We start from the raw sequence: 25,455 nt of genomic DNA on the forward strand, positions 1-25,455 counted from the left end.
CATGATGACTCGATTCCAAGCGGCCCTGCTGGCCGTAGCGACGCTGGTGTTGGCCAACGGGGCCTCGGCAAGCACCCTCAACCAGAACGTGTCCTGGACCATTGACCGGGCCGGAACCACCACAAAATACCGCGTGGTCGCCTATGGTGATTCCATCTACGCCGGCTACAACGGTTCCACCACCAATGCGGCCAAGTACTCCGCGCCGACAGTCGACGCCGAATATCTTTCAGCGCTATGGAACGCCGACATCGAGAGTGTGCGCCGTACCAAGTCCGGCGCCGTGGCCTCGGACATCTACAACAACAAGATCGTCGCCGAGCGCTCCTACATGCAGGCCACCAGCACGCGCGCCGTGACCTTCGAAATGTGCGGCAACGACGGCCTGCAGGCCCGCACCGCGTTCAAGAAGCAGACCGGCACCTGCGACTACAGCGGCATGGATGCCGGCGTGAACAGCTGCAAGACCTATGTGGCCATGGCCATGGACTACATCAACGCCAACGCCTACTCCGGGGTCAAGGTCAAAGTGATCTCGAACCTGCACTACCCTGGCTACGACGCTGACAACGTACAGAGCACCTGCAAGGATGCCACCACAGGCACCACCGTGAACCTGCGCGACAAGTTCCTGCCCAAGCTCGCCACCATGAACTACTGGATGTGCGAATACGCCCGCCAGAAGGGCTTCAAGTGCGCCGACAACTTCGCCCAGTACATGGGCGCGGACTACGACGCCAATGGTGACGGTCAAGTGGACTCGGAAGCGTTGCGCTATGTGGCCGGCGAAAGCGAAGCCAGCTACCTGGCCCGCATCACCGGCACGCTGAAGTCGACCATCCGCGACTCCAACGCCCACTTTGTCTCGGCCAGCACCAGCTACGACTACATCCAATCCGACGACACCCACCCCACCTATACCGGGGGCACCGTATCCGCCGGCCTGCTGGGCGGCACCACGGGCTCCGGTGCGCCGCGCTACACCTCGTTCACCAGCGGCAAGAGCCCGATCTGGAACCAGTATGGTCATGAGCGAATGGGCTGGTCGGTGTCCACCTTCAACCCGACGGCACCCTGATTGGCATTGAAAAACCACAAGTCTCCTCCGCCGGCCGCCGGGCCGACGGGGACCACGCACTGGGGCCCCAATCGGGCCCTTCTTGTTGTCGCCGTCGCACTCGCGCTGGCCGGGCTGGCGTACCTGCTTTACCCTGCAGACGGTGCCATGGACACTGCTGCAGTGCCGGTGACGGCTGCCGTTGCCCTGGCAAGCCCGCCCCAAACCGCAGCCGCCGAGACCTCGGTGTGGCAATTGCAGGCCCAGGTTCCTACCGCGAAGTCGGCCACCGTCGGGCAGACGGGAACCGACGCCCCTCCCGGCATCGACCCCACGAAAGATCTCTCCCACTACGTGCCGCGCGGTGCCAAGCCCACCATGCCGCAGGTGATTGAACGACTGCATGAGGCCGGGGTGTACACCGGGCTAGGCGCCTTCAACCCGCCCGGTACACGACCGCCCAAGGTGGGCCTGGCGGTCCCTGAGGACTACCCCCTTCCCACCGGCTATGTGCGGCATTACCAGTCCACTGACGATGGCCAGCGTGTCGAGCCCATCCTCATGTTTGCGCCCGACTTTCAGCTCTACGATGCCCAGAAGCGCCCCATCGACATGCCCAAGAACCGCGTAGTGACCGCTGAACTCGCGCCGCCCGGCTTCCCGATCCGGCTGATCGCCATACCGGCACCGTTGGCCAACCCGCAGTGAGCCCATGGTGATGGACAGGCTTCGTCGATACGCTGGTCTCCACCTGGTAGGCGGCCCGATTCTTTCAGCGGTCTTGTGCGGCTTGTGCGCCTTGGGCGGTGGGGGCTGGATGCTCAGCTTCGTGATGCTGGTGCCGTGGCTGCGCAGCCTGGACCGTCTGGCCACGGTGCGTGCGACCCTGCTCAGCGCCTGGCTCATGAGCATCGCGTTCACGGCGGCTGCCTTCTGGTGGTTCGGCATGGCCATTGGCGACTACACCGGGGTCGGCGCGAGCACCGGCATTGTCGTGCTGCTGGTCGCAGCGCCCCTGTTCCAACCCCAGATCCTGCTGTTCGCACTGGTGCAGAGGCTAGCGCTGGCACGGTGGGGGAGCCGTGTTGCAGCGCTGGCCGCAGTCGCGGCGTGGGTCGGTACCGAATGGCTCTGGCCCAAGATGCTGGGCGACACGCTCGGGCATGGCCTGTATCCATCGGTCGTCCAGCGCCAGTTCGCCGACCTCGGTGGCAGCGCCGCGCTGACGGTGTGCCTGCTGCTGTCGAACATGGCACTGGCAGCCGCCTGGGCCCGGCGGCACACGCCACACCGAGCTTGGCTGCGCCCGCTGCTGGCGGCGCTGGGTGTGCCCGTTCTGCTGGGGAGCTACGGAGGCTTCACCCTGCTGATGCACCCCCTTCCCGCCAGCGAATCCCTGCGGGTAGGCCTGGTGCAGGCCAACATCGTGGACTACGAGCAACAACGCCAGCGCCTGGGTGCCGAGCAGGTCGTGCGTGACGTACTCGACACCCATTTCGCCATGAGCTATGACGCGGTGGAGCGCCAAGGTGCCGATGTGGTCCTGTGGTCGGAAACGGTGTATCCCACCACCTTCGGCAACCCCAAGAGCGAGGCCGGTGCGGAGTTCGATGCCGCGATCCGCAGCATCGTCGATGCCGCTAACGTGCCCTTCGTTATCGGTACCTATGACCGCGACACTCACGGCGAGTACAACGCCGCCGCGTTCGTCCAGCCTGGCAGTGGTCTGCTGGGGTTCTACCGCAAGACCCGTCTGTTCCCTCTGACAGAGTACGTACCCGCCTGGCTCGACAGCGCCTGGTTGCGCGAATGGTTGCCCTGGACTGGTAACTGGCGGGCTGGCAACGGTGCGCGGGTGTTCCCGTTGCGCCTGCGTGACGGACGTGAGGTACCGGTGATGACCGCCATCTGCCTGGACGACGTCGATACCCAGCTGGCGCTCGACGGCGCCCAACTGGGTGCGCGGGCGCTACTGATCCTGTCCAACGACTCCTGGTTCACGCGCTACCCGCAAGGCGCTGCTCTGCACCAGGCCGTTGCCGCCTTTCGCAGCATCGAGACGCGCCTGCCCCAGTACCGCGTAACCACCAACGGCTACAGCGCCGTGATCGACCCCACGGGAACGGTGGTAGTGGCTTCCGCCATGGGAGCCCAGGCGCTGGAGGTCGGAGAACTACCCCTGCCTGCGCGTTCAGGCACGTTGATGACCCGCTGGGGCGACTGGGTAGGGCCAGCCGCCAGCGTGTTCCTGGCCTGGCTGAGCCTATTGACGGCGGCGGGCTGGTGGCGCACGCTGCGAGGGTCCACTGCGGCGCTTGATGTGACCATTAGACCCCTTCCCTCCCACGTGTTCGTACTTTCCGCACCGGCCCGAGCTGTAGCGGCTGGGCTTCGCGCCATCGCACGCCTGAGTCTGCTTGGCCTGGGCGCTGCCATGCTGCTCGACGACAACCTGCGCGGCAATACCCTGGCCCAGATGCGTCTGTTCGCACTGTGGTTTGTACTGCCCGAACTGCTCTGCTGGGCCGTGCTGTGGTCCTACCGGGCACGCCTGCACCTGACCGGCGAAGGACTGGTGCTGGAGCGTGGTCCACAGCGCATGGAGCTTCCCCTGCGTACGGTGAGCCGGCAGCAGCTGTGGGATCTGCCGTTGCCAACAGGAGGGTTGACACTGCTGCGAGACACTGCAGGAAGCTCGGCACTGCATCTGGCCACGCGCCAGCCCTTGGCGCTAGCGCATGCCCTGGCCTTGCGGGGGGTGGCACCAGTCGCGCCCGAGCCCGCCGCACGCACACTGCACCACTACGCCCTCACCCTGTATTCAGCGGCACGCGGGCGCCTGGATTCCCCTGTGGTCAAGTACCTGCTGTATCCGCTGCTTCTGGCCATCCCGGCGTTCCATCTGCACCAGAACATTGCCTACGGCGGCGGCCTGGGCGAGCTCTACACCTTTGGCGCCCGTGCCTACCTGGTGACCTTGGGGCTGTGGTGGGGGGCCTGGGCCATGGGCGTGTTCCTCACTGCTGCAGCGTTGCGGGCTGCCATCGAGGTCGGATCACTGCTCTCCGTGGCGATCCGCCCCGAGGCCGCGCCTGGGGCCCGCTTGCATCTGGAGCGGGTCGGGCGAGCCCTGCTCTACCTGGCACTACCCGGCTGGCTGGCGCTGCACGCCAGCTTCTAGACGAAATCGCGCACCCGGTAGTAGCCCATCCCGACGGCCTGCATGAGGCCGCCGAGGCGCTCGCCGCCAGGGAACGGAGGATTCACGATGCCGGCAAACCAGTCCAGGCGCTCGGTGTTGCCCTGCATGGCTTCGGTCACCAGGGTGGCGGCCACGCGCGTGGGCACCAGGCCGTGGCCGCAGAAGCCCTGGGCCCAGAACACGCGCTTGTTGCGGTGGCCCCAATCCGGCATGCGGCGCATGGTGATGTCGATGTGCCCGCCCCAGGCATAGTCCATCCTCACGTTCTTGAGTTGCGGAAAGGCGCGCAGGATGTTGGTCTTCATGGCCTGCGGCAGGTTGGTCGGTGTACCGCCAAGGTAGGTGCACTTGCCCCCAAACAGCAGGCGGTGGTCGGCCGTGGTGCGGAAGTACTCCAGGATGAACTGGTTGTCGTACACCGCGTGGTTCTGCGGAATCAACGAGCGGCATACCGACTCGCCCAGTACCTCGGTGGTACCGATGAAAGTGCCCACCGGCAGCATGCGTGCCGCCAGTCGTGGCTCCACCCGGTCGACATAGGCATTCGCCGCCAAGACCAGTTGGTCACACTGCACCTGCACACCGCCGGCCACGCGCACGGTGATGGCCTGCGGCCCCTCCACATAGCTCTCCACCTTGCTCTGCTCGAAAATCTGCACGCCGGCGCGTTCCGCCGCACGCGCCAGGCCAAGCACGTATTTGAGCGGATGAATGTGTGCGCCCTCCGGATCAATGATGCCGGCCTGGTAGCGCTCCGAGTTCAGGTACTGGGGCAGGCTGGTATTGTCCACAAAGCGCAGCTTGTCGTAGCCCCATTCCTGCTGGCATTCGCTGATCCAATCGGTCAGGTCGGCCACACGGCGCTGCAGCACCGCCACCTCGAGATGTCCTTCGACCAAATCGCAGTCGATCTGCTCCTCGCGCATCAGGGTGCGCATGCGCTGCACCGCGCGGCGGGATTCGTCGAACATCTCCTTGGCTCGTGCATAGCCCATCACGCCCTTGAGACGCTGCATGCCGCAGGGAAAGCCGATGATCATCTGCCCCCCGTTGCGCCCCGACGCTCCCCAGCCGACGCGGCTAGCCTCCAGCACTGCCACCTTCTTGCCGGCCCGCGCGAGGTCAAGCGCACAGTACAGACCGAAGAAACCGGCGCCGACGATACACACGTCCACGCGCAAGGACTCCGCCAGGGAAGGCCGAGGCAGCAGGCGGTCGCCCGCCGTGGCGGCGTAATAGGTATCGGTGTGTTGGGTATCGCTGCGGAACATGAAGGGCTACTTTCTACGGGGGTGGGAAAAATCAGGCCAGTTCAATCAGGTGGGTCAGGTCCCACTGCTGGCGCGGGTCGGCGAGAGCGGCACGCTCGTCATGCTCATGCCGCTTGATGGCCACATAGGTGTCCACCAGTGCATCGCCCAGCAGGGCGCGCATCACCGGGCTCGCTGCCATAGCTTCCAACGCCACCAACAGATCGGTGGGCAAAGCATGGGCTTGCGGGTCGGTAGCCTGGGGCGGCTGCGCCGCTTGCAGCCCCACCAGCCCCAGGCCCAGGGTTGCAGCGACGGTGAGATAGGGATTGGCGTCGCCTCCGGGCAAGCGGTTCTCCACCCGGCGCGCCAGGGCGCTGGACGACGGAATGCGAAACGCCAATGCGCGATCTTCCGCGCCCCAACTGGCATGCGAGGGCGAGGCATTGCTCAGTGCGATGCGATCGAACGCCATGTCATAGGGAGCAAACACGGCCATGGCCGCCGGCGTGTGGGCCTGCAAACCCGCAATGAAATGACCCAGGGCGTCGCTACTCTCGCCATCGGGGTGTGAAAACAGGTGCGGCCAGTCGCCATCCGATGCGTCGCGCCGCTGCACGCTGAAATGCCAGTGCATGCCGGTACCGGGCTGGTCGAAAAAAGGCTTGGCGGCAAAGCTGGCCAGAAAGCCATGGCGGGCCGCAATTTCGCGGGCCAGCCGCTTGAAGCGAAACACGGCGTCGGCCTGTTGCAGTGCTGGCCCGGGCAGGAAGTTCACTTCGTATTGGGAGAAGGCCGATTCATGCGCATGGCCGGACAGCGGAATGCCCATGCAGGCACAGGCGGCGTACAGTTCATCGAAATAGGCATCGAAATGGCTGGCACGCTCCAGCGACAGGGCTTCACAGGCCGACTCACGGGCCGGGGCCCCGGGGTAAGCACGGGCTGCGCCCAAGCTCACTTGCCCGGCAGATTCCTCGCGACTGAGCAGGAACAGCTCCAACTCTGGCGCCACCAGTGCCTCCAGCCCCTGCGCGGCCAGGTCGGCCACCACGCGGCGCAACGCGGCGCGCGGCGACAGTTCGCTGGCATCGATTTCTCGGCCCAGGTGCGGCGACCACCAGCGGCCCGTAGGTTCGCAGATGACGCTGGCCTCGCCCGTGCGACCCGGTCGAGGTACCAGCGTGCCCAAGTCTGGCACCAGGTGCATGTCCACATAGCTCTCGGGCAGCAGCGGGCCAAACACGGCCTCGGGCTCGCCGCCGGTCAGGGTCAGCCCCAGCACCACGGATGGTAGCTTGCAGCCCCCCAGGGCCAGGAAGTCGTCGGCGTGGACACGCTTGCCACGCGCCACCGAAGTGAAATCACCCAGGGCGCATTCAATGGAACGGGCACCGGTGCGTTCCAGCGCGGTGCGCGCCTGTTCCGTGTCAACAAGGGGAAGAGGGGTGGTGGGGTTCATGACGAGCTCGTATCCGTTGCTGAGCGATGGTATGGCCATATTGGACCATTCATATAATCCACTTTATTATTTTTTCGATGGTCCAATTTTGAATTGGGCCAGTGGTTCAAAAGTGGCCTGTGGCGCAAGCCGCAATGCTGTACCCACGGCGAAGCAGTGCTTGTCACACAATCCACGCCAGATCCACCCCCCTTGCTTCTGGAAATCCACCGTGCGCACCAAGCCGCAGCACCCGCAGGAACACCGCCATGGCTGAGGCCAGCTCTGCCCATACTGCGCTGGCCACTTGGCTGTCTGCGCGCCTGCGGGCCCAGCCCGGGCAGCCCCTGGGCACGGCACTGGCCCAGGCCTTGCGTGATGGTGTCCTGCAGGGTGCACTGGCGGGCGGTCAGCGCTTGCCGTCTACGCGCTGGTTGGGTGAGCGCCTGGGCGTAGCCCGCAACACGATCGTGGCGGTCTATGCCCAGCTGACCGACGAAGGCGTGCTGGTGGCTGGTCTGGGTTCGGGTACGTTCGTCAGCCAAGCCCTGCCCGCACGCGTACCCGCATCCCCCACGGAAGTGGCCCCACATGCCACGCAAGCGCCATTGCTGTCGGCACGCGGCCAGCGTTACCAGAACCACCCGATCCACCGCTTCTGGAGCAAGGAGCCCTTCTGTCCGGGTGGATTTGACGCCAGCCTGTTTCCGCAGGCGCTGTGGAACCGCCTGCTGGCCCAGTCTCTGCGCCAAACCGATGCCGGCCTGCTGGGCGCTGGCGAGCCAGGAGGAGCACCCGCTTTGCGCATAGCCATTGCCGAGCACATCCGCACCAGCCGCGGGGTGCGCTGCGAACCACGCCAGATCATCATCACCGATGGCACAGCCCAGTCGCTGGAACTCATTGCACGACTGCTGTGTGACCCGGGTGACCGGGTCTGGGTCGAGAACCCCTGCTACTGGGGGGCCAGCCAGACACTGTCCGATCTGGGACTGCAACTGGAACCACTGGATGTGGACGACGACGGCTTGCCGCTGCCGCCCTCGCGCACCGCGCTGCGACCACGCTTGGCCTACCTGACGCCCTCGCACCAGTTCCCCACCGGCGCCGTCATGCCCTTGGCGCGACGCTTGCAGTGGCTGGCCCATGCGCGAGAGCATGGGCTGCTGCTGGTGGAAGATGACTACGACAGCGAGTACCGCTACACCGGCAAGCCTTTTCCTTCCCTGCTGGGTTTGGACAACGAGGTGGATGGCGGTGAACACGTGCTGTACCTGGGCAGCTTCAGCAAGACCATGTACCCCGGCATCCGGGTTGGCTTCATGGTGGTCCCTCCGACACTGGCCGAGGTGTTCGGCCAGGCCTCGGCCGACTTCTACCGCGACGGTGACCAACTGGTGCAGCAGGGGCTGGCGCGCTTCATGGCCGAAGGGCACTACGCCACCCATGTGCGCGCCCTGCGCCGCGAGTTCGGTGCCCGCCGCCAGGCCCTCGTAGCGGCGCTGCACCAGCACCTCCCTCAACTGATCACGCCAGAGGGGCCGTTGCGCCTGCTCGGAGGCGAACGTGGCGTGCACCTGACCCTGGGCTTGCCCGACGCCGTGGACGACCAGGCCCTGGCTCTGGCTTGTCGCGCACAAGGGGTGACGGTGGTACCACTGTCGGTGTACTGTGTCGGGAATATCCACTGCGGGCTAGTCATGTCCTTTGCTGCCAGCCCCATCGACCAGCTCGAGGCCCTGGTAGCCCGCATGGCGCCGGCACTGCGGCAGTGCCTGTCTTAGCCGTCGATGCCGCAGGGGGCACCGAAGCGGTGCGTGTGACGGCCCATGCAGCATCGGCGCGACGCTACCCAATCTCGTCCGTGACTGCGGCAGGGCTTGTTGATAGGATGGCATTCAGACGCCGCGCTCATTTTCCATGCTGGACATCCGAACCCTCCTGATTGGCCTTGCTCTGCTGTGGGTAGTGCGTGCCGCGGCGCTGGTGCTCGCCTACCGCCTGCAGAAGCACTATGCCCCGATACGGTACTGGGCCATCGGGTCCAGTCTCGTCGCCATCGGATTCCTGGTCGTGGCGCTACGCGGCCCCATCCCCTTGGCGGTATCCGTGCTGCTCGGCCACGGGCTGGTGCTATGCGGGTGGGCATCCATCGATCTGGGCCTGGTGCGTGCTGCAGGCTGGAGGCCACCGCAGCAGGCGTTTGCCTGGTTGGTGGTGCTGACCTCGCTGGGGCTGGCCTGGTTCGTTCTGGGCGTTGACGACTACCAGACCCGTACCGTGCTGATCACCGTCACGCCCGGCATCATGGATGTCTATGCCGCTTATTGCTGCCTGCGCCCCCGGCAGGCATCCGCAGCCCGGCATGCCGTGCTGCGCTGGATCGGCTGGATGCAAGTCGGTATCACCCTGGCCAACGGCATCAAACTCTGGTTCGTCCTGCAGCACTCAGGCCCTGTGCTCTTTGCCGCCGACTGGCGCAATGCCCTGTTCTACCTGTACGTGATCGCCTACGCGGCATTGCAGACCGCACTGCTCATCCTGCTAGCGGCCCAGCGCATCGAAGACCGCCTGGGGGTCTCCATCCGGGCCCAGGCCAGGGCCCAGGAAACGGTGCGGCGGTTGGCCTATTTCGACCCCCTTACCCAGTTACCCAACCGCCGTCTGCTGGATGACCGCCTGCAGCAAGCACTGTCGCTGGCCCGCCGCAACCGGCAATGTGGGGCTGTGCTGATGCTGGATCTGGACAATTTCAAACCGCTCAACGACAGCCAGGGCCACGCAGTGGGCGACCTGTTGCTGCAGGAAGTGGCCCACCGGCTGACGGCCTGCCTGCGTGCGGCCGATACCGCTTCCCGCGTCGGGGGAGACGAATTCGTGGTCGTGCTGTCCGGTCTGTCGGCGACCATACCGGAGTCCGAAAGCCAGGCCTTGGCCGTAGCGGAAAAGATCCGCCTTGCACTCGGAGCGACCTACACCCTTTCGATAGGCACCCAAGTGGAACCGATCGAGCACCGTTGCACGGCCAGCATTGGTGTCGCGTTGTTCTGCACCGGCAGTGCCGGCGATGCGCTCAAGCAAGCCGACCAGGCCATGTACCAGGCCAAGGCGGCAGGCCGCAACCGCGTCGAACTGTTTCGATCGGCTGCACCACAAGCAGCCTAGGTCAGGCCGCAGCCGAGCGGGCTGTGCCTGTGTTGCAAGCCTCGACTACCCAATGCGCGATGCGAACACCGATCCAGCGTGCACCGTGGCTTTGCCTGCAGGGCGCGCAAACGAACTCGTGCTCTGCTTTTCATAGTAGCCCGCACAGAACCCATGTGGGCCAGAACCAACAACTACCCATCAATGCAGCGAGACCGCTGGTATCGTGCCACGGCACCAGCGGTCCCGCCTGGCAGTGGCCTCAGCCCCCGCTGACGGCCGCCAGGGCCGCGTTGAGCGTGGCGCTGGGGCGCATGACCTGGTCGAGCTTGGCCAGGTCAGGCCGGTAGTAGCCGCCGATGTCGGCCGGTTTGCCCTGCACTGCAGCGAGCTCGGCAACGATGGACTGCTCCTGTTCGGCCAGCGACTTGGCCAAGGGCGCGAAATGGGCTGCCAGCTCGGCGTCTTCGGTCTGTGCTGCCAGGGCCTGGGCCCAGTACAGGGCCAGGTAGAACTGGCTGCCGCGGTTGTCGAGCTGGCCGGTGCGCGGAGACGGGTTCTTGTTGTTGTCCAGCAGTTGGCCGGTCGCTGCGTCCAGGGTCTTGGCGAGCAGTTTGGCCTTGCCATTGCCGTTCTTCAGGCCCAGGTCCTCGAGTGACACCGCCAAGGCCAGGAATTCACCGAGCGAGTCCCAGCGCAGGTGGTTCTCTTCCACCAGCTGCTGCACGTGCTTCGGTGCCGAGCCACCGGCACCGGTTTCGTACATGCCGCCACCGGCCATGAGCGGAACGATGGACAGCATCTTGGCGCTGGTGCCCAGTTCCATGATGGGGAACAGGTCGGTGAGGTAGTCGCGCAGGATGTTGCCAGTGGCGCTGATGGTGTCCAGACCGCGGATGACGCGCTCCAGCGTGTAACGCATGGCACGCACCTGGCTCATGATCTGGATGTCCAGACCGGAGGTGTTGTGCTCGTGCAGGTACATCTTCACCTTGGTGATGAGCTGCGCCTCGTGGGGGCGGTACTGGTCCAGCCAGAACACCACGGGCATGCCCGAGTTGCGGGCACGGTTCACGGCCAGCTTGACCCAGTCGCGGATGGCGGCATCCTTGACCTGGCACATGCGCCAGATGTCGCCTGCTTCCACGTTCTGGCTCATCAGCACTTCGCCGGTGTTGATGTCGGTGATGTTGGCCACGCCGTCTTCGGGAATCTCGAAGGTCTTGTCGTGTGAACCGTACTCTTCGGCCTGCTGGGCCATGAGGCCCACGTTGGGAACGGTACCCATGGTCTTGGGGTCGAACGCGCCATGCCACTTGCAGAAGTTGATCATCTCCTGGTAGATCCGGGCGAAGGTCGATTCGGGCATCACCGCCTTGACTTCCTTCAGACGGCCATTGGCATCCCACATCATGCCGCCGTTGCGGATCATGGCGGGCATGGAGGCGTCCACGATGATGTCGTTGGGCGAGTGGAAGTTGGTGATGCCCTTGGCCGAGTCCACCATGGCCAGCTCGGGGCGGTGGGCGTGGCAGGCGTGCAGGTCCTGCTTGATCTCGTCCTGGGTACTCTGGGGCAGCGTGGCAATCTTGTTGTACAGGTCGACCATGCCGTTGTTCACGTTGATGCCCAGTTCGTCGAACAGCTTGGCGTGCTTGGTGAAGGCGTCACGGTAGAAAATGCGCACACAGTGGCCGAACACGATGGGGTGCGAAACCTTCATCATCGTGGCCTTCACGTGCAGCGAGAACATGACACCGGTCTTGCGGGCATCCTCGATTTCCTTTTCGTAGAACTCCAGCAGGGCCTTCTTGCTCATGAACATGCTGTCGATCACCTCGCGGTCCAGCAGCGACACCTTGGGCTTGAGCACGATGGTCTTGCCGCTCTTGGTGATGAGCTCCATCTTCACGTCACGGGCGCGGTCCAGGGTCATGGACTTTTCGCCGTGGTAGAAGTCGCCATGGTGCATGTGGGACACGTGTGAACGCGAGGCCTGGCTCCACTCGGCCATGCTGTGCGGGTTCTTGCGCGCGTATTCCTTCACGGCCTTGGGCGCACGGCGGTCGGAATTGCCCTCGCGCAGCACCGGATTCACGGCGGAGCCGATGCACTTGCCGTAGCGTGCACGGATGCTTTTCTCCTCGTCGGTCTTCGGGTCTTCGGGGTATGCCGGCACGGCAAAGCCCTGACCCTGCAGCTCCTTGATGCAGGCCTTGAGCTGGGCCACGGAAGCACTGATGTTGGGCAGCTTGATGATGTTGGCGTCCGGTCGCAGGGTCAGCTGGCCCAGTTCGGCCAGGGTGTCGGGTACGCGCTGTTCTTCCTTGAGGTATTCCGGAAATTGCGACAGCACGCGCGCCGCGACGGAAATGTCGGCGGTCTCCACCTTCAGGCCCGCAGGTGCGGTGAACGCACGAACGATGGGCAGAAAGGACGCGGTGGCCAGGAGGGGCGCCTCGTCGGTCAGGGTGTAGATGATGGTGTTTTTCTGGTCACTCATGGGAGTCTCCTGGTTTTGATGGGTATGCAGCAGGCACCTGCTGCGTCGTGTGCGGGCGCGAGCCCGTGATCTTGAGCGAATTTTCTTGCTTCGGTCTGACCGGTATCATATATTTTGCAATTAGATTTCACATTGCAAAATATCAATAATCGCTGCCACCTGGCCCTCAAGGTCGCCCTGATTCGGTTGGGGCCATGCTCGTAGCATGCCGAAGCTGCCGAATGACCGCAACTACCATGCGAGACCATTCTTGATGCAGGACAATGGCATGACCCATCTCGATTGCTCAGCACGCGGCACCTTCCGAGGTTTGTGGCTTTTCGTTTCTGCCACAGCATTGGCCGTGCCTGTGGCCGTATCGGCCCAAACCGCCAGCCCGGACTGGAGCCTGGGGGTATATGCCGGCAAATACCATGATGCCGAGCCGGCGGGTGCCCTGACCGGGAAGGCGAATTACGTCGAGCACTACATGGTCGCACTCACTGGCAGCAAGACACTCTGGAAGCACCCACAGTGGCCGGTTTCGCTGGAACTCGATGGCATGCTCGGGCAACAGTCCGGCAAGGCCACGCTGACCGAGGTGGCAATTGCACCGGCACTGCGCTTTACCGCGTTCCAGTGGAAGGATGCGATACGTACAGACCTGCGGCTCGCGCCATTGGGGCTTTCCTACACCAGCGAGGTCGGTCCCATGGAATACGGGCCCGATGGACGCGGCAGTCGCACCCTCAACTACCTGTTTGTGGAAGCCGCCTTTTCCCGCCCCACATCAGCGTCCAATGAATTCTTTGTTCGCCTGCACCACCGTTGCGCCATCTACGACCTGCTCAACAACTACGGTGCCAACGGTGAGGACTTCCTGACACTGGGCTGGCGGCACAGGTTCTGAATCGACCGGCCGCGCTGTCCTCGTGCCTGCCTACACAGGCATGCCGAGCAAACGGCCCGTAATCTTGCGGGCCAGGGGAGCCACGAAGAAGATCACGGGCACCGCCACCACGTAGGCGATACCGAATGCCGTTGCCCAGCGATGCAGAAAATCCGGAGAAAAGCCAACGTTCACTGCCGTAATGACAAAGGTCATGATGAACACCATCATGGCGCCCATGACCAGGGAGAAGACGATCTGGAATTTTTTCTGGGGCTGCATCGGCAAGCTTTCGTTGAACGGAACAACACCACGGCAGAAGGTGCCAGCGTGCTGACCTACCACGCTGGGTCGCACGGGAAGGATTGTCGCATCCCGGGACTGCGCGGAAGCGGCAAGCCCGATCCGTCGCTCAATGACAATCCCGACGCCGGGTCGCCAGCGCACCCAGCAGCGGCGTAAGGTCTTCGAGGTGGTGGGCGACGAGGTGGCGCAGCTGGCCACCAGTCTCACCGTCGCGCTGCCACGGGCCGGCCACCGCCATCAGGCGGCTCTGGTAGACCACGACGCTAGTGGCCCTCGTCCACAAGCCAATCCGGCATTCCGCGATCCAGAAAGGCCTTCAGGGCATCCACAACGTCTGGGTCAAACTGCGTCCCCCGCCGCTCCAGGACATAGGCCAATGCCTGATCGAACGGCCACGGCTCCTTGTAGGGTCGGCTGTGCAGCAAGGCATCGAATACGTCCACCACAGCCACAATGCGCGCCGCCAGTGGAATGGCGCTTCCCTTGAGGCCGCGCGGGTAGCCACGGCCATCAAAGTGTTCGTGGTGCCCCCCGGCAATGGCCGCTCCCAGGCTCAGGGAACTTTCACCTTCCACCATCTGCGCCGCCCGGGCGAGCACCGTCTCACCAACCAGGGCATGCTGCTCCATGATCTGACGCTCCTCGGGCGTGTGCTTGCCCGGCTTGAGCAGAACCGCGTCGGGTGTACCCACCTTGCCGACATCGTGCAGGATGCTGGCCAGGCCCACATAGGACATGAAAGTGGTCGTGGTTTCGTTCGGGAACTTCTGCGCCGCCCTGAGTTCGACGGCAATGGCCTCGGTCAGCTTGCAGACCCGCCGTACATGGCCACCCGTCGTGGCGTCGCGCGATTCCGCCAGATCCGCCAATGCGACGACGGTAGCCTCCTGCGTCATCCGCAGCTGCGAAAACATGTGCAGGTTGTCAAACGCTGCGGCGATCCGGTCGCAAAACACGTTCAGCAGGCTTCGCTCGACGTCGCCCAGCGGCCACGGCGGGGAGAATGCCACGGCGAACTGGTGCCCATGTGCTGCCTCGATGAACAGCACATCGACCGCTTCGCTGAAGTGGTTCTTGCGCTGCTGGATGGTGCTGCCAATGATGTCGTACCAGGGGTGCTCAGTCGGCAGCAGCGCGTGCTCGACCAAAGGCGTAGCACTTCCGGTGGATGCCATCACGATGGGAACTGGCTGCGTGCCGGCGGTGTCCTTGCGCATGACGCACAGCACGCCGTCCGTACCAAAGCTCAGAATCGCCCCGACCTGCGTCAATACCCCGGAAGCCAACTCCTGCAACGAGCTCATCTGGTACAGATTGCTGGACGCCTCCAGAATGCGGTTGAGGCCCCGACGGTTGGCATCGATGGTCACCAAGCCTTCGTAGCCACGCAAGGACGTGATCAGCGTGGTGAAGAGCTTCTGGGTGGTGAGTTCGGTCTTGGCCTTGTAGTCATTGATGTCGTAGTCGACGATGACCTGCTGCTCGGGCGCCTGCCCGGGCTGACCGGTGCGCAGCACGATGCGCACCAGGGTGTTGTTGAGCTCGTCCCGGATACGCCGCGCCAACCGCAGGCCCGCATCCTCGGTTTCCATGACCACATCCAACAGCACCAGGGCGATGTCGGGCTCGCGCGCCAGCAGTTCAAAGCCTTGTTCGCCCGAATAGGCCGAGAGTATTTCGATGCGCCGCCCCTTGAACACCACCTGGCCCAGCGCCAGACGCGTGACTGCATGGATGTCGGGTTCATCGTCCACCACCAGCAGTCGCCAAGGCTTGAGCGCCTGGGCCGGCGCCTCCTGGGGAACGTCATCTTCCAGCCAGTCATCACTGTCCGTGGTATCCATGTTCATCTTTCTCCAACGTCGGACACAGTTTTTGTGGAGCCTCGTTGAGGCTGGGGAGCCACACGCGGAACAGTCAACTCAAAACACGCCCCATGGGGCACCACGTTCTGTACCGCGATGGTTCCACCAAGGTGTTTGGTGACGATGTTAAACACAATGTGCAACCCCAGTCCAGTGCCGCCCTGCCCACGCCGTGTGGTGAAGAAGGGTTCGAAAATCCGGCCCAGGTGCTCGGCGGGAATCCCTCGCCCGTCATCACGCACAGCCAGGCAGACCTGGTCCGCCTTTTGGGAGACGATGACCTCAATGGTGCCGGTCTGTCCCGGCTCGAAGGCATGCGTGATGGCATTCATGATCAGATTGGTGAGTACCTGGGCCAATAGCCCGGGGTAGCTGTCCATCTGAATGGCATCCGGGCAATTCAGCACGACTTGCGCATGGCCCTTTTTCAGGGCCGGATGCAGGCTGGTAGTGAGCTCGTCGAGGTAAACCCGCACATCGAAGGCCCGGCGCTGTTCGCTGGTCTGGTCGACCGCCACCTGCTTGAAGCTCTGGATCAGATGGGCCGCGCGCTCGGCATTGGCCATGATCAGCTTGACGCTCTCGCCGGCGGTTTGCAGGTACGCGGCTATTTCGGACTTGCGCACGGCCCCCTCTGCCATGGCCTGGGTTGTGCGCAGCGTCTCCTGTTGCAACACCGATGCACTGGTGATCAGTATGCCCACCGGCGTGTTGATCTCGTGGGCAACGCCTGCAACCATGCCGCCCAAACCTGCCAGCTTTTCGGACTGGATGAGTGATTCCTGTGCGGCCTGCAGGTCATGGTATGCCTGCTCTGTTTTCTTCATTGCTTCACGCGCAGCGTCTTCGGCCTGCGCCCGCCGAGCAATCACCTGACGCAGACGCCGCTGCGTTTGGTTGAAGCCGCGTATCACCTCTCCGAATTCGTTGCGGCTGGTTTCCGGTAGCTCCTCGGCATCCTCCCCATGGTGCTGGGCCAGTTCGAACAGCGCGTCGCGCAACTGGCCTATGGGTTTGAACACCATGTTCAGACTGATGATCAAGGCAACGACCAACACCGCATCCAGCAGCACGATTTCCACCATGCGGTTGACCAGTGACGCCCGCAAAGCGGCGTCAATGCCGGCGCGGGTGAATACCACTTCGACCCGGCCGATCGCCACGCGGGCGTCGCTTGTGCTGGAACGGTCCTGCGTATCGGCATCGACGAACAGCGTGGCGGTGGTGGTGGTATGCAAGGCGCTGGCCCCTGCGCCAGGTGCAGCATCGGCTTGGATACCTGCCAGCCGCACCGATTTGGCGTCGAACACCGTGATGGCGACGACTTCGCTGGAACCCATTTCCGCCTCCATGATGCGGCGGGATTGGGGAGCGTCGTAGTTCCAGACACTCGCGGGCAAGGAGGTGGTCAGGCGCAAGACCACCGCTTTTTGGCGCTCTACAAACCCTTGCTCCAGTTCGCGCGAGAGGCGTAGCTGGCTGTAGACACCGAAGCCGGCCAAGGTGAGCGTGACCAGCAACACAAACAACGCAGTCAACCGGAATCGAATGGAATGCATAAACCCCGTTCAATGGGACGCCCAACCCAGTCCTCGCAGTCCACCGTGGCCTGAGGCGATTCGATGGGACTGCGGGTCAAGTATTGCACGAGTATGTGGCCACCGGATGCTTTTTTCCCCCGATGCACGCGACCCCTTCCTTGCCTGGGAAACGCTTCGACTGGCTCCCCACATGGGTTACTGACCGGGCTGCGCCCAGCACCCCAGAGCGCGGGCGGTTTCAGCCGCACCGAAGTCAATGGAAGTCCCGGCTTCGGGTCGCCAGCTCACCCAGCAGCGGCGTGAGGTCTTCGAGGTGGTGGGCGATGAGGTGGCGCACCTGGCCGCCGGTCTCGTCGTCGCGCTGCCACTGCCCCGCCACGGCCATTAAGCGGCTCTGGTAGACCACGTCGCGAAAGCGCTCCTTCACCTTGGCCCAGACGATGACGTTGACGCTGCCGGTCTCGTCTTCCAGCGTGACGAACACCACGCCCTTGGCGGTCTGCGGGCGCTGGCGTGCCGTCACCAGGCCGCAGGCCCGCACCCAGCGCCCGCTGGCAACATCCGCCAAATCTGTCGAGCGCAGGAAATTTCTGTTCCGCTTCCATTTTGACAGCTGCTCACGCAATAAAGTCAAGGGGTGAGCACGCAAACTCAAACCCGATGCGGCGTAGTCGAACACCACTTCCTCGCCCAGCGGCGCGGCATGCAGCACCAGCGGCAGTTCGTCCACCGGCGCTTCGCGCAGCAGTTCGGGCGCGGCGTGCAGGGCCGAGGCTTCCCACACCTGCTGGCGGCGGTGGCCGCTCAGACTGTGCAGCGCATCGGCACTGGCCAGGGCACGCAGGTCGCCGGCGTCGAGGCGGCAGCGCAAGGCCAGGTCCTGCACGCTGGCAAAGGGCTCCACCCGGCGCTCCCCTGCAATGCGCTCGGCCACCGCCTGGTGCAGCCCGCCCACCATGCGCAGGCCCAGGCGCACCGCGGGCTGGGGCGCCAGGTCGGCCCACACCAAACCGTGCTGGCTGCCGGGCGTGGCGGCCTCCAGGCTGCAGTCCCAGTCGCTGTGCTGCACATCCACCGCGCGCACTTCCACGCCGTGGCGGCGGGCGTCCTGCACCAGCTGCGAGGGGCCGTAGAAGCCCAGCGGCTGGCTGTTGAGCATGGCGGCCAGAAAGCAGGCCGGCTCGTGGCGCTTGAGCCAGCAGCTCACGTACACCAGCAGCGCAAAGCTGGCGGCGTGGCTTTCGGGAAAGCCGTACTCGCCAAAGCCCTCGATCTGTTTGAACAACTGTTCGGCGTATTCGCGCGTATGCCCGTTGGCCAGCATGCCCTGCACCATGCGCTCGAAGAACACAAGCACGCCGCCCTTGCGCTTCCAGGCCGCCATGGAGCGGCGCAGCTGGTCGGCCTCGCCCGCACTGAAACTGGCCACCGCCATGGCCACCTGCATCACCTGCTCCTGGAAGATGGGCACGCCCAGCGTGCGTTTCAGGGCCTCTTCCAGCCCCGGTGAGGCATAGGTCACCGCCTGCGGATTGGCGCGCGCCTTCAGGTAGGGGTGCACCATGCCACCCTGGATGGGCCCTGGGCGCACGATGGCGACCTCCACCACCAGGTCGTAGAAGCAGCGCGGCTGCAGGCGCGGCAGCATGCTCATCTGGGCGCGGCTCTCGATCTGGAACACGCCCACAGTGTCAGCCGCGCACACCATGTCGTAGGTGGCGGCATCCTCCGCCGGGATGTCCTGCATGCGCCAGGCAACACCGCGCCAGGCCGTCATGAGCTGCAGGCAGCGGCGGATGGCCGAGAGCATGCCCAGCGCCAGCACGTCCACCTTCAGGAGGCCCACCGCATCGAGGTCGTCCTTGTCCCACTGGATGATGGAGCGATCCGGCATGGCGGCGTTTTCCACCGGCACCAGGGCCGTGAGCGGGCCTTGGGTGAGCACAAAGCCACCCACGTGCTGGCTCAGGTGGCGCGGAAAGCGCTGCAGCGTGCGCGCCAGTTCCAGCCAGTGCTGCAGGTGCAAGGGCTCCAGGCCCAGTGCCGCCACCAGCGCATCCATGTCCTGCGCATCCACCGCTAGCCCCCGTGCTTGCGCCACCTTGGCCAGGGCCGTGTGCAGCCGCTCGGTCAGCACCTCACGGCTGTACATGCCCGGGTGCTCCTTGCATAGGGCGGCCACCACGTCTTCGGGCAGGCCCAACGCCCGGCCCACGTCGCGCAGGGCGCTGCGCGGGCGGTAACTGATGACGGTGGCGGCAATGGCGGCGCGCTCCCTGCCGTACTTGGCGTAGATGTACTGGATGACCTCCTCGCGGCGCTGGTGCTCGAAATCCACGTCGATGTCGGGCGGCTCGTCGCGCTCGCGCGAGATGAAGCGCTCGAACAGCACGCTGGAACGCGCCGGGTCCACCTCGGTCACGCCCAGGCAGTAGCACACCGCCGAGTTGGCCGCCGAGCCGCGCCCCTGGCACAGGATGCCCTGGCTGCGCGCAAAGCGCACGATGTCATGCACGGTCAGGAAATACATCTCGTAGCGCAGCGCAGCAATGAGTTCGAGCTCATGCTCCAGCTGCGCACGCACCTTGTCCGGCACGCCCTGCGGGTAGCGCACTTGCGCGCCCTCTTCGGTGTAGTGGCGCAGGGTCTGGGCCGGAGTCTGGCCCGGCAGCACGGCTTCCAGCGGGTAGTGGTAGCGCAACTGGACCAGGCTAAAGCGACAGCGCTGCGCCACCTCTGCCGTGGCCGAGAGCCAAGGCTGCGGGTACAGCGCCTGCAGGCGGTCGAGGGGGCGCAGGTGCGCTTCGGCACTGGGCTGCAGCGCCGTGCCGCACTGCGCCACTGAGCACCCCAGCCGCACGGCGGTCAGCACGTCGTGCAGGGGCTTGCGGCTGCGCACGTGCATCAGCACCCGGGGCAGCGCCAGCACGGGTACGCCTGTGAAGCGCTGCAGCTGCTCCAGGCGCAGGCGCTGCAGGTCCGCATCGTGCGTGGCCCCAAGCTCCGCCCCCAGCCACAATTCACTGCCAAATTGGCACCTGGCCCATGTCAATATTGCGTAAGCAGCTTCTATTTTGATAGCAAAAGGAAGCTGCAGCAGCACTACACAGTGCTGCAGGCTGGCCCAGCCGGAGTGCAGCCAGTCCACCCGGTACTGCCCCTTGGGCGCACTGCGCCGTGCAGCGGTGATGAAGCGGCACAGCGCCCCCCACCCGGCCAAGGTACGGGGTAGCACCACCACCGTGAAATGCACCGCAGCCTGCCCCGGCAGCGGCACCTGGAACGAGGCCCCGGGCAGCAACGGCAGCCCCAACGCCTGCGCTGCACCGTGGGCGCGCACCACCCCGGCCACCGAGGCCTCGTCGGTGATGGCCAGCCCACCGTAACCCAGCTGCTGCGCCCGCGCCACCAGCTCTTCGGGCTGCGACGCCCCCTGCCCGAAGCTGAAGCTGCTCAGGCTGGCGAGTTGGACAAAGGGGCAGAGGTCGGACATGGTTGAATACTGTATTTTCATACAGTATTTTCCAGGGTGAAATACCCCTGCCGCGTGATATTGCTTTTTGCCCGCTTCCGTTTAGCATGGCGCCAAGGTCCGCCGGTACACGCTCTTCTGGCAGGCTGACACCGCCACCAAGCGCACTACAGGGAGAGTCATGTGAGTCCACTGCAGCGGAACCTGCGCTTGCTGGGAGAAGTCCTCCTGATTCTGGTGCTGGCCGAGTTCGGCATCATGCTGCTGCTGTCCTGGCTCGCCCCCGGGATTGCGGGGCTGACCGAAGCCGTGGTCGATGCGGCACTGCTGGCCTGCCTCACCACCCCGCTCATCTTCTGGCGTGCCAGCACCGCCCTGCGCCACCAGGCCGCCTCCACCGAGCCGTCGCATGCCGATGCCGTATCGCGCCGACGCGCCCTGGCCATGGCGCTGGGCGCGCAGGTACTGGGCCTGGCACTGACCGGCGGCCTGCTGCACTGGAAGATGCAGGATGCGCAGCAGGAGCAGGATACTGAACTGCAGTGGCGCGTGGGGCGCCTGAGCCAGGAAATCGAGCGCCGCTTCACCCAACCCCTGTACGGACTGCGGGGTCTGCGCGCGACCTATGCAAGTACCTCCGACATGACCCATGCCGAATTCCGGCGCTGGGTGCTGAACCGCAACCTGCCCGTGGAGTTTCCCGGCATCCGCGGCTTTGGTTTCATCGAGCGCGTGCCGCGCGCGCACCTCGACGCCTACCTGCAGATTGCCCGCCAGGAAATCGGCCCGGAATTCCAGGTCCGTACCCAGGGCCAGGCCAGCGACCTGCTGGTCATCCGCCACATCGAACCATTCGAGAACAACCGGGCCGCACTGGGCTTCGATATCGGCTCCGAGCCCCGCCGGCGCGAAGCCGCCGAACGGGCCATCCACAGCGGACAGCCGGCACTGACCGAACGCGTCGAACTGGTGCAGGACAGTAGCAAGACGCCCGGGTTCCTGTACCTGTTGCCGGTCTACAGCACCGACACCCCTTCACCAGACACCCTGCGCGGTCTGGTGTATGTCCCCATCGTGGCCCGGGAGTTGCTGGAAGGCGCTACCGCGGTAGCTGGCGACCTGGTGGACTTCGCCATCTACGACGGCCCCGCCGACGCCGACCACCTGGTCTACCGCAGCACGCCCCATGCGGTGGGCCCGGCCGAGGCCCAGGCCAGCACCACCTACCTGGCGGTAGGTGGGCGCAACCTGACGCTGCAGTTCTGGCCCTCGCCACTGGGAGTCAGCTCGATGCAGAAAGACTCCACCCTGCTGGTCATGGGCGGTGTGGGTGCCCTGGCCAGCACCTTGCTGGCGGCGGCCATCTGGCTGCTGGGCCAGTCGCAGCAACGGGCCCAGCGCCTGGCCCAGGCCATGACACAGGACATCCAGCGCCTGAACCAGGTGGCCAACCATACCCAGGACGCGGTGGTCATCCTCGACCCCACCGGCCACATCACCTGGGTGAATGAAGCCTTCAGGCGCATGCGCCCCGACCCCACCCTGCCGCTGCTGGGGCAGCACATGCTGGAGATGCCAGTATTCGTGGACGGCACCGATGAGGCCCGCGCCACACTGACCCATTTGCTGGAACAGGGCAAGGCAGGAACGATTGCACTGTCGTTCACCGCACGCTCGGGCCGAGTCCGCTACATTGATGCCCAGTTCACGCCCTTCCAGGACGAGCGGGGCCAGCTGGCAGGTTTCATCGGCGTGGGTTCAGACATCACCGAGCTCAAGTCCACCGAACTGCGGCTGCAGGCGGCCCTGCGCAGCTCGCAAGCACTCCTCACCACGGTGGAAACGCATGCCATCGTGTCGTTTTCCGACCGCCATGGCACCATCACCGACGTCAACCAGAGCTTTTGCGCGGTGTCGGGATACAGCAAGGAAGAATTGGTTGGGCAGAACCACCGCATCGTCAACTCGGGCGAACATCCCCCTGCGTTCTGGTCCGAGATGTGGGGCACCATTTCCAGCGGCCGCCCCTGGCGTGGAGAGATCTGCAACCGGCGCAAGGACGGCGCGCTGTACTGGGTGGACAGCATGATCGCCCCTTTCATCGGCGACGATGGGCTGGTCGAGCGCTACGTATCCATCCGCACCGAAATCACCGAGCGCAAGGCCAACGAAGCGGCCCTGCTGCAGGCGACCCACCGCCTGGAACTGGCCGTCGAAGGCAGCAACGAAGGCTTGTGGGACTGGATGGACATTGGCCAGGATGCGCAATGGTGGTCCCCCAGCTACTACCGGCTGCTGGGCTACACCCCGCAAGAACTGCCGGCCCGCGCCAGCAGCTTCCGAGACCTGCTGCACCCCGACAGCGTGGAGCCGAACCGGCGCATGCTCGACGCCGCACTGGCCAACTCGGCCGAGTTCAACCTGGAGGTGCAATTGCGCACCGGGTCGGGCGCATACCGCTGGTTCCACACCCGTGCCAAGGTGTACCGCGACAGCACTGGCCAGCCCCGGCGCATGGCCGGTGCCACCCAGGACGTGACCGAACGGCGCCAGGCCCAGACCCAGCTGGAACAGGCCATGCACGCAGCCCAGGCCGCCACGGTGGCCAAGGGCCAGTTCCTGGCCAACATGAGCCACGAACTGCGTACCCCCATGAATGCCGTGCTGGGCATGCTCAGCCTGCTCGACAACACCGAACTCAATGCGCAGCAGGAAGACTATCTGCGCAAGTCGCGCAGCGCCGCCGAATCGCTGCTGACCCTGCTCAACGACATCCTGGACCTGTCCAAGGTAGACGCCGGCAAGATGGAGCTCGACCCCCAGCCCACGCCGCTGGACCCTTTCCTGCAGGACCTGTCGGTGTTGCTGAGCGCCTATGTCGGCAAGAAGCCGGTGGAATTGCTGTTCGACATTGACCCGGCCTTGCCCGACACCGTGCGCGTGGACGCCAACCGTCTGCGCCAGGTGCTCATCAACCTGGCGGGCAATGCCGTGAAGTTCACCGAACAGGGCAACGTGGTGGTGCGCCTGGCGCTGCTGGAACGGCTGGGGGAACGGGTGCGCATAGCCTTTTCCGTGTCCGACAGCGGCATCGGCATCAGTGCCGAGCAGCAGGCCCGCCTGTTCCAGTCCTTTTCCCAGGCCGAAGCCTCCACCACCCGCCGCTTCGGCGGTACCGGGCTGGGGCTGGCCATCAGCCAGCAACTGGTGCAGCTCATGGGTGGCAAGATTGGGGTCGACAGCCAAGTCGGCCGCGGAAGCACCTTCCATTTCACCCTGGACATGGTGGCGGTGGCAGACGCAGAGGCTGCCACGGCGCAGCCTGCGCAGCAGGCCCTGCACGTACTGCTGGTGGAAGACAACGCCCTGGCGCGCCAACTCACCGAAGCCATGTGCGCGGCCAATGGCTGGCAGTGCACGGCGGTCGACAGTGGCGAGGCCGCACTGGCCCTGCTGGAAGCCTCGCCCCAAGGCACGCCGCCCCACTTCGACGCCGTGCTCATGGACTGGAACCTGCCCGGCATCGATGGCTGGCAGACCGCCGCGCGCCTGCGTGCACTCGCAGCCCCGTCGGGAACGCACACCCCACCGACCATCATCATGGTCACGGCCAATGCGCGCAGGAACCTGGACCAACTCTCGGCGCAGGACCAGGTGCTCGTCAACGGCTACCTGGTCAAGCCCGTCACCGCGCACATGCTGCGCGATGCCGTGCTCAACCGCGCCGAAGGCCGGCACCGCGTCCGGCAAAGCCGGCGCAACAACGCCTCGCACCCGCTGCGCGGCCTGCACATCCTGGTGGTGGAAGACAACCTGATCAACCAGCAGGTAGCCGAAGAACTGCTCAGTGCCCAAGGCGCGCGGGTGTCGCTGGCAGCCAACGGGCGCGCCGGTGTGGAAGCGATCGCCGCAGCCAGTCCGCCGTTCGATCTGGTGCTGATGGACATCCAGATGCCGGTCATGGATGGCTATGCCGCCACGGCGTACGTGCGCCAGCAACTGCAGCTGCCGGATCTTCCGATTGTGGGCTTGAGCGCCAACGCCATGGCCAGCGACCGTGCCGAGTGCCTGGCCGCGGGCATGAACGACCATATCGGCAAGCCCTTCGACCTGCACCGGCTGGTGGCCCTGATCCTGCGCCTGACGGGGCGCACGGCGGCACCGGACGACGCTCCCGCCGCAGCACAGGCCAGCACCAACCAGAACATGGACCTGCCCGCCGCGCTGGAGCGCATGGGCGGCAAGAAAGACTTGTTCCTGCGCAGTGCCCAGGAGTTTGCGGCCCAGTTGGGCCAGCACGCGCCGCAACTGCGTGAGCAGCTGGCACGTGGTGACCTGGCCGCAGCACGCATGCTGCTGCACACGCTCAAGGGCACGTCGGCGCTGGTGGGCTGCTTTGCGCTTTCACGCCAGGCAGCGCAGCTGGAAAGCCAGGCGCAGCGCGGTGACACCGCCGGGCTGCTGGCTGCGCTGGAGCCGCTGGACCGGCTGCTGGCCCAGACAGGCACCGATCTAGCGGTGGCGCTGGCCGCGTTGGGCGGCACAGCGCGGCCCGACGCCGCCCCTCCGCCGTCGACTGCACTTTCGGATGCGGCTCGCCAGGCGCTGGAACGGCTCGCCCCCTTGCTGCACGCCGAAGACTTTGGCGCGCTGGAGTGCTACGCCGAACAGCGCGTGCCGCTGGAAAGCCTGCCAGCCACCGAACTCGCCGATCTGGACGCGGCCCTGCAGGCGCTGGAATTCAGCCGCGCCCACGGCATCGTCCAAACACTGCTCGCCCACGAAGACACCAGCAGCTGAGCGGGC

Annotated in this window: 15 protein-coding genes; 7 read left to right on the forward strand and 8 right to left on the reverse strand. The window is 65.1% G+C overall.

All coding sequences use genetic code 11. The features are described 5' to 3' along the window. The first annotated feature begins 1 nt into the window (after position 1). The 3 genes from RQP54_RS01965 to lnt all read left to right on the forward strand — a co-directional run bounded on the left by RQP54_RS01965 (position 2) and on the right by lnt (position 4,238). The gene (locus RQP54_RS01965) at positions 2 to 1,078 is read left to right on the forward strand and encodes an SGNH/GDSL hydrolase family protein (RefSeq protein ID WP_315676488.1); all 1,077 of its coding nucleotides are present in this window, start codon (positions 2 to 4) and stop codon (positions 1,076 to 1,078) included. A 147-nt stretch (positions 1,079 to 1,225) separates the two neighbouring features. Then, positions 1,226 to 1,765, forward strand: a complete 540-nt coding sequence (locus RQP54_RS01970; protein WP_315676489.1) for a hypothetical protein — start codon at positions 1,226 to 1,228, stop codon at positions 1,763 to 1,765. 10 nt (positions 1,766 to 1,775) lie between these two features. Next, positions 1,776 to 4,238, forward strand: coding sequence for an apolipoprotein N-acyltransferase (gene lnt / locus RQP54_RS01975; protein WP_315676490.1), 2,463 nt, complete (start codon positions 1,776 to 1,778; stop codon positions 4,236 to 4,238). Here the strand turns inward: lnt and RQP54_RS01980 are convergent. Both RQP54_RS01980 and RQP54_RS01985 read right to left on the reverse strand, forming a co-directional pair. Further along, positions 4,235 to 5,530 carry an FAD-binding oxidoreductase gene (locus tag RQP54_RS01980; RefSeq protein WP_315676491.1) on the reverse strand — a complete coding sequence of 432 codons (1,296 nt, stop codon included), beginning with the start codon at positions 5,528 to 5,530 and terminating at the stop codon, positions 4,235 to 4,237. The two genes, lnt and RQP54_RS01980, sit on opposite strands and share 4 nt — an antisense overlap. A gap of 31 nt (positions 5,531 to 5,561) precedes the next feature. Next, entirely contained in the window at positions 5,562 to 6,971 is a 1,410-nt protein-coding gene (locus RQP54_RS01985) for a glutamine synthetase family protein (protein WP_315676492.1), read from the reverse strand. Positions 6,972 to 7,219: 248 nt separating this feature from the next. Between RQP54_RS01985 and RQP54_RS01990 the strand changes: the two genes are divergently transcribed. Further along, positions 7,220 to 8,734, forward strand: a complete 1,515-nt coding sequence (locus RQP54_RS01990; protein ID WP_315676493.1) for a PLP-dependent aminotransferase family protein — start codon at positions 7,220 to 7,222, stop codon at positions 8,732 to 8,734. Positions 8,735 to 8,870: 136 nt separating this feature from the next. Next, positions 8,871 to 10,115, forward strand: a complete 1,245-nt coding sequence (locus RQP54_RS01995) for a GGDEF domain-containing protein (protein ID WP_315676494.1) — start codon at positions 8,871 to 8,873, stop codon at positions 10,113 to 10,115. A 241-nt stretch (positions 10,116 to 10,356) separates the two neighbouring features. On the opposite strand, the gene RQP54_RS02000 is transcribed toward RQP54_RS01995, so the two are convergent. Continuing rightward, complete coding sequence (locus RQP54_RS02000; RefSeq protein ID WP_315676495.1) at positions 10,357 to 12,597, reverse strand: NADP-dependent isocitrate dehydrogenase; 2,241 nt, start codon at positions 12,595 to 12,597, stop codon at positions 10,357 to 10,359. Between the two features lie 268 nt (positions 12,598 to 12,865). On the opposite strand from RQP54_RS02000, the gene RQP54_RS02005 reads away from it, so the two are divergent. Next, positions 12,866 to 13,486: a hypothetical protein gene (locus tag RQP54_RS02005; protein ID WP_315676496.1), complete on the forward strand. Its 621-nt coding sequence runs from the start codon at positions 12,866 to 12,868 to the stop codon at positions 13,484 to 13,486. A 30-nt stretch (positions 13,487 to 13,516) separates the two neighbouring features. Here RQP54_RS02005 and RQP54_RS02010 read toward each other — a convergent pair whose 3' ends face one another. The 5 genes from RQP54_RS02010 to RQP54_RS02030 form a co-directional block, all read right to left on the reverse strand. Continuing rightward, positions 13,517 to 13,822 (reverse strand): DUF2798 domain-containing protein, encoded by a 306-nt coding sequence (locus tag RQP54_RS02010; RefSeq protein WP_315676497.1) that lies wholly within the window; start codon positions 13,820 to 13,822, stop codon positions 13,517 to 13,519. A gap of 55 nt (positions 13,823 to 13,877) precedes the next feature. Next, complete coding sequence (locus RQP54_RS02015; protein ID WP_315676498.1) at positions 13,878 to 14,030, reverse strand: hypothetical protein; 153 nt, start codon at positions 14,028 to 14,030, stop codon at positions 13,878 to 13,880. A 4-nt stretch (positions 14,031 to 14,034) separates the two neighbouring features. Next, complete coding sequence (locus RQP54_RS02020) at positions 14,035 to 15,615, reverse strand: DUF3369 domain-containing protein (protein WP_315676499.1); 1,581 nt, start codon at positions 15,613 to 15,615, stop codon at positions 14,035 to 14,037. Between the two features lie 2 nt (positions 15,616 to 15,617). Beyond that, positions 15,618 to 17,195, reverse strand: coding sequence for a HAMP domain-containing sensor histidine kinase (locus tag RQP54_RS02025; protein ID WP_315676500.1), 1,578 nt, complete (start codon positions 17,193 to 17,195; stop codon positions 15,618 to 15,620). A gap of 235 nt (positions 17,196 to 17,430) precedes the next feature. After that, positions 17,431 to 20,670, reverse strand: coding sequence for an error-prone DNA polymerase (locus RQP54_RS02030; protein ID WP_315676501.1), 3,240 nt, complete (start codon positions 20,668 to 20,670; stop codon positions 17,431 to 17,433). 162 nt (positions 20,671 to 20,832) lie between these two features. Between RQP54_RS02030 and RQP54_RS02035 the strand changes: the two genes are divergently transcribed. After that, positions 20,833 to 25,449: a CHASE domain-containing protein gene (locus RQP54_RS02035; RefSeq protein WP_315676502.1), complete on the forward strand. Its 4,617-nt coding sequence runs from the start codon at positions 20,833 to 20,835 to the stop codon at positions 25,447 to 25,449. Positions 25,450 to 25,455: the final 6 nt, after the last annotated feature.

The organism is Curvibacter sp. APW13, from assembly GCF_032337135.1.
GTDB lineage: Bacteria > Pseudomonadota > Gammaproteobacteria > Burkholderiales > Burkholderiaceae_C > Allorhodoferax.

Bases quoted from the DNA above. Each gene is read 5' to 3' on its own strand.
- RQP54_RS02005 (WP_315676496.1), top strand. From the start codon at position 12,866: ATGACCCATCTCGATTGCTCAGCACGCGGCACCTTCCGAGGTTTGTGG.
- lnt (WP_315676490.1), top strand. From the start codon at position 1,776: ATGGACAGGCTTCGTCGATACGCTGGTCTCCACCTGGTAGGCGGCCCG.
- RQP54_RS02025 (WP_315676500.1), bottom strand. From the start codon at position 17,195: ATGCATTCCATTCGATTCCGGTTGACTGCGTTGTTTGTGTTGCTGGTC.
- RQP54_RS01965 (WP_315676488.1), top strand. From the start codon at position 2: ATGATGACTCGATTCCAAGCGGCCCTGCTGGCCGTAGCGACGCTGGTG.
- RQP54_RS01995 (WP_315676494.1), top strand. From the start codon at position 8,871: ATGCTGGACATCCGAACCCTCCTGATTGGCCTTGCTCTGCTGTGGGTA.
- RQP54_RS01970 (WP_315676489.1), top strand. From the start codon at position 1,226: ATGGACACTGCTGCAGTGCCGGTGACGGCTGCCGTTGCCCTGGCAAGC.
- RQP54_RS01985 (WP_315676492.1), bottom strand. From the start codon at position 6,971: ATGAACCCCACCACCCCTCTTCCCCTTGTTGACACGGAACAGGCGCGC.
- RQP54_RS02030 (WP_315676501.1), bottom strand. From the start codon at position 20,670: ATGTCCGACCTCTGCCCCTTTGTCCAACTCGCCAGCCTGAGCAGCTTC.
- RQP54_RS02000 (WP_315676495.1), bottom strand. From the start codon at position 12,597: ATGAGTGACCAGAAAAACACCATCATCTACACCCTGACCGACGAGGCG.
- RQP54_RS01990 (WP_315676493.1), top strand. From the start codon at position 7,220: ATGGCTGAGGCCAGCTCTGCCCATACTGCGCTGGCCACTTGGCTGTCT.
- RQP54_RS02020 (WP_315676499.1), bottom strand. From the start codon at position 15,615: ATGGATACCACGGACAGTGATGACTGGCTGGAAGATGACGTTCCCCAG.
- RQP54_RS01980 (WP_315676491.1), bottom strand. From the start codon at position 5,530: ATGTTCCGCAGCGATACCCAACACACCGATACCTATTACGCCGCCACG.